We start from the raw sequence: 7,219 nt of genomic DNA, 5'->3' as shown, positions 1-7,219 counted from the left end.
CGCCCTCTTCGTCTAGCGTGATTTTGAAACAAAACGCAAGGCGCGCGACGTTTGGCTTTAAAGAGCAGATGTTTTCGCTCAAATTTCGCGGCAGCATCGGTACGGCTTTGTGCGGAAAATATATCGAAAATCCGCGCGTTTTAGCCTCTGCATCTATCGGAGAGTAGGGGGTGACGTATTCGCTCACGTCAGCGATCGCGACGTAAATTTCGCGTTTTTTCTCGTCAAAATATATCGCGTCGTCAAAGTCCTTAGCATCTACGGGATCGATCGTGCAAAAAGCTAGCCCCCTTAAATCTACCCTTTGCGGATACATCGCGGCATCGACCTCGTCGCCCCATGCGAGCGCTTCGGCTTCGCATTCTTCGCTAAATTCGTCATTTTTGTTAAATACGGCAAGCGAGATTTTTTCGTCGCTGAGCGGGTCGTTTATGTTGCCGATAACCTCGACTATTTCGTTATTTAGGTTGCCGATTTTTAGTAGCGTGCCGGGCGGCAGCATTTTTAGTGATTTTTGCGAGGCTTTTAGAGGCGAGCTAAGCGCGGTTTTTACGTTTACGCCAAGGATTACCGAGCCTATTTGCTTGGTATAGACTACGCTCGTTTCGTTGGCGAGTTTTAGCGTCATCACGACTTTAGCGCTTTGACGTTTTTTCTTTAGCGGCAAAAGCTTTGCCAGCACGATATCGCCGTAGTGCGAGGCATTTAAATTTTTATTTTCTATTATTATATCTTGCTTAAAGCGTTTGTCGTAAGGCGCCAAAAAGCCCGTGCCGTTTGCGCTTATATCGAGTTTGCCGCAGACAAAGCCGTTATTTAGATAGTAGCGATCTTTGTGGTGGCTTACGGCGTTTAAATTTAGTAAATTTCGTAGGATTTCTTTATCGGAGGAGGCGACTTCCTTTTCGCTCACTCCGTCAAGTAGTTTGGTTAAAAATTCTTTCACAAATTCGCTTTGACTTTTGCGACGGCTTCTAGGAATTTGTCTTGCGCAAAGCCGTATTCGTCGAGGCACATTAGCGTATTTTGCAGATTATCGTCGTTTAGCTGGTTAAATATATTTACCGCGCTTTTTACGACTTTAAGCGCTTTTGAGTAGCTTTTTATGTGCTCTGGCGCGTCGTCTGGGTTATTTGAATACAAAATCGCATCGACTAGCTCAGACTCGAGATTCCACTGCTCGAAAATTTTAGCGGTCACGGTTTCGTTTGAAATCTCGACGATTTTGTTTTCGAGCTCGGATAGGTCGAAAGGATTTGAGATATTTTTCAAATTTGCCTTAAATTCGGCCGCCTTGCCGGTTTCATTTAGCTCGTTAGAGATGACGATTTTGCCGACTTCAAGCATAAACGAAGCAGGGCTTAAAATCGCAAGATCGCTAGCGTTTATTTTGGAGTACCAGTTATACATCAATGCGTTTTGTATAGTAGAAATGTTTAAGAAGTCCTGGCTTGTAATACCGTAAGGATCCAAATTTATCTTAAAGCTTTTTTTGACCGCGCTTGATAGGGCGAAACCACGAACCGTCGCCATGCCAAACAGCGCCACGGCTCTAGAAACGGTCGTTATCTCCCTGCTAAATCCGTAGAGAGGAGAGTTCGCCGAGCGCAAGATATTTGCCGTTAGCATCGGGTCTTTTTCGATAACTTGGGACAGATCGTTCATGGAACTATTTTCATTTCTGCAAATGGCTTGGATTTTTACGACTGTGTCGTCAAGCGGAGGAAGAGCCTTTATATGTTTATAGATTGATTCGTTCATTTTTCCCACTTCATATCGAGATTTTATAATCGCTAATTCTACACTAAAAGGCTTTTTAAAAAACTTAAAGTCAAGTTTGTTTCAGTGTTTAGGTAGTATAATCTCACAAATTTTTTAAGAGGAGAGAAGATGGCAGTAAGTATTTACTATGACAAAGATTGCGATTTGAGCTTAATTAGAAGCAAAACCGTCGCGATGATAGGTTTTGGCTCGCAGGGCCACGCGCACGCTGAAAATTTACGAGATAGCGGTGTAAAGGTGATCGTAGGTCTAGCAAAGGGCGGTAAAAGCTGGGCGAAAGCCGAAGCAAAGGGCTTTGAGGTAAAAACCGTAGCCGAAGCGGCAAAGGCTGCAAACGTCATAATGATACTGACTCCCGACGAGCTTCAAGCTGAAATTTTCGAGCGAGATATAAAGCCAAATTTAAACGACGGCGACGTGATAGCTTTTGGACACGGCTTTAACGTTCATTTTGGACAGATCAAAGCTCCTGAAGGCATCGATGTCATCATGATCGCTCCAAAAGCGCCGGGCCATACGGTAAGAAGCGAATTTGTCCGAGGCGGCGGCATCCCTGATCTAATCGCCGTAGAGCAAAACGCAAGCGGAAAGGCTAAAGAGCTAGCTCTAAGCTACGCTAGCGCGATCGGCGGCGGCAGAACGGGCATCATAGAAACTACATTTAAAGACGAGACTGAAACCGATCTTTTCGGCGAGCAGGCGGTGCTTTGCGGCGGGCTTTGCGCTCTGGTAAACGCGGGCTTTGAGACACTGGTAGATGCGGGATACGAGCCTGAGATGGCGTATTTTGAGTGCTTGCACGAGCTAAAACTAATCGTCGATCTAATGTATCAAGGCGGCATGGCCGATATGCGCTACTCTATCTCAAACACCGCAGAATACGGCGACTACGTGAGCGGTCCGCGCGTCATCGGCGAAGATAGCAAAAAAGCGATGAAAGAAATACTAAAAGAGATCCAAAACGGTAAATTTGCAAAAGACTTCATCCTCGAGCGCAAGGCCGGATACGTGCGCATGAACGCAGAGCGCGGCATCGCCGAGAGAAGCTTGCTAAATCAAACCGGCAAAAAACTACGCTCCATGATGCCTTGGATAAGTGCGGGCAAACTCATCGATCAAAGCAAAAACTAATTGAACTCGAAACCTAGAAAAAAGGCCGCGAAAAGGCGCTCCAAAAAGGGGCGCTCGCACGGCGGCCTAAAGCTACTACTTTCCGTTTTTCTCATCGCCTGTATCTTGATTGCCGGGGCGTTTTATCTGCTGGACGTCAGGGTAAAGGTTAAAAGCGACAATGCGCTGATCGCTAAAATCGAGCGGTATTTCGGCGACAAAAGCGAGCCCGAGCAAAAGCAAAATTTAAGTCATAAACCGAGCCTTTCGGCCTCAAACGACTCCGAAAAAGTAACGATAAAAGACGCACAAGCTGCATCGGGCGTGCACTCAAGGGCAAATTTGACCGATATAAAGGCGCTTTTTGACGAGGCGGATGCTAAAGGTAAAATAAAAATCGGCGGCGAAAAAGCTAGAGCCGAAGATAAAAACGGTCAAAATTTGCCAAACGAGCAAGCTAAATTTGATAAAGACGGGCAGGGCGTGCTTGCGACCAAAGATAAAATCTCGCTTGATGGCGAAAATTTGGCTTCCCGCGATACCTCCGAACTTGACGGGGCGAACGCTAAAAAGGTCGGCGAGTTAAATTTGACAAATTTAAGCTCTAAAAACGAGCCTGCTAAATCCGCTCAAAATAGCGGCGATAACGTTAAATTTGATGGCTATCAAGCGCCTCAAAGAACGCATATTTTTGCAAATTCCGAAGCCGTGATCTTTGACGATACGCCTATGTCGCAGGCGCAAAATAACCCCCTCGAGCAAGCGCTAAAAAAAGAAAAAATCCATATCGAATTTAGCGACGCAAACGATCAGGCGGGGCAGGTCGAAGTAAAATTTGACGCCGAAAATGCGCCGCAAAGCACCGAGAAAAACGAGCAAGAAAAGATCGAAAAAGAAAAGCCTAAAAAAGACGAAAAAGCCAAATTTGCAGATTCGCAAAAGACGGATAAAAAAACCGCACCCGAGCCAAACGAAGTAAAGGCTGCCGTAAAAGCGGGCTACAAACCGCGCCTAGTCATCATCATCGACGACGTGGCATATAAGCACCAAGCAGACGCGATAAAAGCGGTAAATCTAAAGCTCACGCCGTCCTTTTTCCCAGCTACTTCCGCCCACCCCGAGACGCCTGTTTTGGCGCGGCGTTTTAGTTTTTATATGATCCACCTGCCTATGCAGGCTCTAGGCGGCTTTAAGGGCGCTGAGATCGACACTCTCACGGTCGACGACGACTATGAAAAGATCGCGAAAAAGTTACAAAGTATCAAGCGAGACTTTCCGAATCTAAAATACATCAACAACCACACGGGCAGCCGATTTACGAGCGATGCGGCCGCGATGGATAGGATGATGCGGGCGATGCGGGACGAAAATCTAATCTTTGTCGATAGCAAGACGACCTCGCCGACCAAGGTTTACGGCGCGGCGAAAAAATACTCGATGCCATACATCGCGCGCGACGTGTTTTTGGATCACGACGGCTCAAAAGCGGCGGTGCGAAAGCAGCTAAAATACGCCGTCGAGCTGGCTAAAAAGCGCTCATACGCCATCGCGATCGGCCATCCGCACAAAAACACGATCGAAGTCCTGCAAGAAAGCGCCAAACTCCTGCAAGAGGTCGAGGTCGTCTATCTAAAGGACCTTTTTTGAACGTCTTAACCGAGCTTCCTAGCGGTCTTTTGCGTCTTAAAAAGCCGCCGAAAAAGCTCTATTTCGAGGGAAATTTAGTCCTGCTTGAGCGCCCGATGGTCTCAATCGTAGGCTCGAGAAAGGCCAGCGCCTACACCAGGCAGTGCGTAGAGGCGCTAGCTAGGACGCTGGCAAACAGCGGCGTTTGCGTAGTTAGCGGTGCGGCTATCGGCGTGGATATCGCTGCGCATAGGGGCGCGTATCCGCATACGGTCGCCGTTTTTGGCAACGGACTAAATAAAATCTACCCGCAAAGCAACGCCAAAATCATCAAAGAAATTTATCAAAACGCGCTGGCTCTTAGCGAATACGACCCAGGCGAGCCGCCGCTTGCATATAGATTTTTGGAGCGAAACCGCATCGTGGTCGCGCTCTCGCAGGCCCTGGTCGTCGCGCAGGCCGATACCAGAAGCGGCTCGATGCAAAGCGCGCGCATGGCAAAGGAGCTTGGCGTGCCGATATTTACGCTGCCTCAGCGCCTAGGCGAGAGCGACGGGACAAACGAGCTACTAGCTAGCGGCGCGGCAAATTTGATAAACGATTTTGATGCTTTTGTGCTTCGTTTCGGCGGTAAGCCAGCGTCTGCGCAAGAGGACGAGGTGATAAAATTTTGCAAAAACGGCGCGAGTCTCGATGCGGCCTTGGCAAAATTCGGCGATAAAATTTACGAATACGAACTGGAAGGCAAGCTGCGAATATCTGGGCTTACGGTATTTGCGGAGTAAAATTAGCGGCTTTTGAGCTCAAATTTACGCCGCGCGAGTTTTGATAAAACGGCGGTAAAATTTGAAGCAAATTTTGGCGGCTTGACGGCGATAAATGCGTTTCGGCGACGTTTGGTTTTGTAAATTTGACGGAGCGTGGCTATCAAATTTGAGCTTGCCCGCCGTCAAAGTCTGTCGCTAAATTTGAAAAAATCTAAAGGACGAAAATGAGCATAATGGCCATCGACGTGGGGCTAAAACGTATCGGCGTGGCGCTAGCCGTCGGGCAAACCGTGATGCCGCAAACGCCCGTACTGCGCAAAAATCGCAATCAAGCCGCGCGCGACGTTAGCGCCGTTTTGCGCGAATACGGGGCAAAAAAGCTAGTCGTGGGCGTGCCGCTTGGGGGATCTAGCGAGGACGAGATGCGGCGGCGGATCGCGCACTTCGTGTCGCTGCTCGAATTTGACGGCGAGGTGGTCTATCAGGACGAGGCGATGAGTAGCTTTGAGGCGAGCGAAATTTACGCCGAGGGCAGACGCGACGGACGGCTAGATAGTATCGCGGCGATGATTATTTTAAAGCGGTATTTGGGGCTTTGTGCCTGATTGCAAAATTTGGCGCGCGGTAAAAAGACGGCAAATTTGAGTTTTGCGCCAGGGTTACGTTGGAGCCGTCTCGGCCGATCGTTGCTGCGCATATAGTGAGAGTAAAATTTGAGTCAAATTTACGCCTCGGCGCTAAATTTAGCCTAGGCTTTGCGTAAAATTTAAAAAGCGGCTTGAGCGGCGGATTTGCTAGTTAAATTTGACTTGCGGGTTGGGCGCGCTACGACTCGGAGCCAAATTTTATCCAAAAGTCAGCCGCTATCAGCTATAGCGCCGTATCCAGTCATCTAAAAAACGCATTTGCTGCGCCGTGTGAAACCAGTGTTCGCCATTTTTCATCACAGTAAGCGTTGCTTGGGCTTGGTTTGCAAACTCGCAAATCGTTTCAAGAGAGGTTAGATCGTCCTTTTCGCCGTATAAAATATGCGTCGGCGCCGTCCAGCAGATAGGATGCTCTCTGGCGTAGCAAAGGTATTTCCACGAAAGTTTTTCTCCGCATTCCGTGTCCAGCTCGCCCCTATCTCGCAGCTCATCTTCGCTCACGCGCGCCTGCGACATTATTTTTTCGATTAAAATTTGCATATTTACGATTTGCGAAATAAAATACGCCCTTTTTATCTCCATGCCCTGCAAGGCATGCATGCCAAAAAACGCTCCGATACTGTTTGCTACGATCGTCACGGATTTGCGGCTTTTAAGGATAGACTCAAAATACGGCGCAAATTCCTCTTTCGCCTCCCACGGCGTGCGCGCTTCGTAATCAAATCCAAGCACGTCGCTATCTGCAAAAAGCCGTCGGTAGCGGGCCGCTTCTGCCGCGCTTCCGTTTTTTCCGTGTATGTATACGACTATATCTTTCATGATTTTGCCTTTTTGCGGCGGTTAAGCGGTTAAAATAAAAGCGCTTTGACGCCGCAACTAGTTAAATTTGAGCAGTCCATCCTCGTCAAATTTAAAATCAGGCCCCCAAGCCACCTCCCAGTAGTATCCGTCCGGATCGGCAAAATACGCGTGGTATCCGCCCCAAAACGCAACTTGGGGCTCCTTGACGATAGTTCCGCCCGCCTTTTTTACTAGCTCTATGACGCTATCCACGTCCTCTTTGTTTTTTACGTTATAGGCTAGCGTGATGCCGGCAAATCCGCTTCCCCTCGGCGGATTATTTTCGTCGATATCTCGCGCCAGCGCGTCTAGCGGGTAGAGCTCAAATTTGGTCCCCGGCGTATTGAAAAAACATACGGGCGGATTGTCCTCTTTGCAATCTGTCTGAAGTCCCAGGCCGTCTCTGTAAAATTTCAACGCCCTTTGCATGCTTCGTACGCCTAGGCA

Annotated in this window: 8 protein-coding genes; 4 read left to right on the top strand and 4 right to left on the bottom strand. The window is 48.4% G+C overall.

Annotated elements, in window-relative coordinates; all coding sequences use genetic code 11:
* Together Q0338_RS01170 and Q0338_RS01165 are read right to left on the bottom strand one after the other, a co-directional pair.
* The coding region (locus Q0338_RS01170; protein WP_298085166.1) for an RNB domain-containing ribonuclease at positions 1 to 946 on the bottom strand (946 nt) is incomplete at its 3' end.
* On the bottom strand, positions 943 to 1,761 hold the full coding sequence (locus tag Q0338_RS01165) for an HDOD domain-containing protein (RefSeq protein ID WP_298085165.1): 819 nt from the start codon (positions 1,759 to 1,761) through the stop codon (positions 943 to 945). The genes Q0338_RS01165 and Q0338_RS01170, both read right to left, overlap by 4 nt.
* A 129-nt stretch (positions 1,762 to 1,890) precedes the next feature.
* On the opposite strand from Q0338_RS01165, the gene ilvC reads away from it, so the two are divergent.
* From ilvC to ruvX, 4 genes are all read left to right on the top strand, one after another.
* A complete protein-coding gene (gene ilvC, locus Q0338_RS01160) occupies positions 1,891 to 2,913 on the top strand; it encodes a ketol-acid reductoisomerase (protein ID WP_298085164.1) in 1,023 nt (340 codons plus the stop codon).
* A complete protein-coding gene (locus Q0338_RS01155; RefSeq protein ID WP_298085163.1) occupies positions 2,914 to 4,539 on the top strand; it encodes a divergent polysaccharide deacetylase family protein in 1,626 nt (541 codons plus the stop codon). It begins immediately after the preceding gene.
* The gene (gene dprA, locus Q0338_RS01150) at positions 4,536 to 5,303 is read left to right on the top strand and encodes a DNA-processing protein DprA (RefSeq protein ID WP_298085162.1); all 768 of its coding nucleotides are present in this window, start codon (positions 4,536 to 4,538) and stop codon (positions 5,301 to 5,303) included. Before Q0338_RS01155 ends, dprA begins: the two co-directional genes overlap by 4 nt.
* Positions 5,304 to 5,509: 206 nt before the next feature.
* A complete protein-coding gene (gene ruvX / locus Q0338_RS01145; RefSeq protein ID WP_298085161.1) occupies positions 5,510 to 5,890 on the top strand; it encodes a Holliday junction resolvase RuvX in 381 nt (126 codons plus the stop codon).
* A gap of 261 nt (positions 5,891 to 6,151) precedes the next feature.
* Here ruvX and Q0338_RS01140 read toward each other — a convergent pair whose 3' ends face one another.
* Together Q0338_RS01140 and Q0338_RS01135 are read right to left on the bottom strand one after the other, a co-directional pair.
* Complete coding sequence (locus tag Q0338_RS01140) at positions 6,152 to 6,751, bottom strand: alpha/beta hydrolase (RefSeq protein WP_298085160.1); 600 nt, start codon at positions 6,749 to 6,751, stop codon at positions 6,152 to 6,154.
* Between the two features lie 57 nt (positions 6,752 to 6,808).
* Positions 6,809 to 7,219: VOC family protein (locus Q0338_RS01135; protein WP_298085159.1), on the bottom strand; the 411-nt coding region annotated here is incomplete at its 5' end.

It is taken from the genome of uncultured Campylobacter sp., from assembly GCF_938018145.1.
Lineage (GTDB): Bacteria > Campylobacterota > Campylobacteria > Campylobacterales > Campylobacteraceae > Campylobacter_A.
This window is presented reverse-complemented; position numbering and strand designations above follow the sequence as displayed.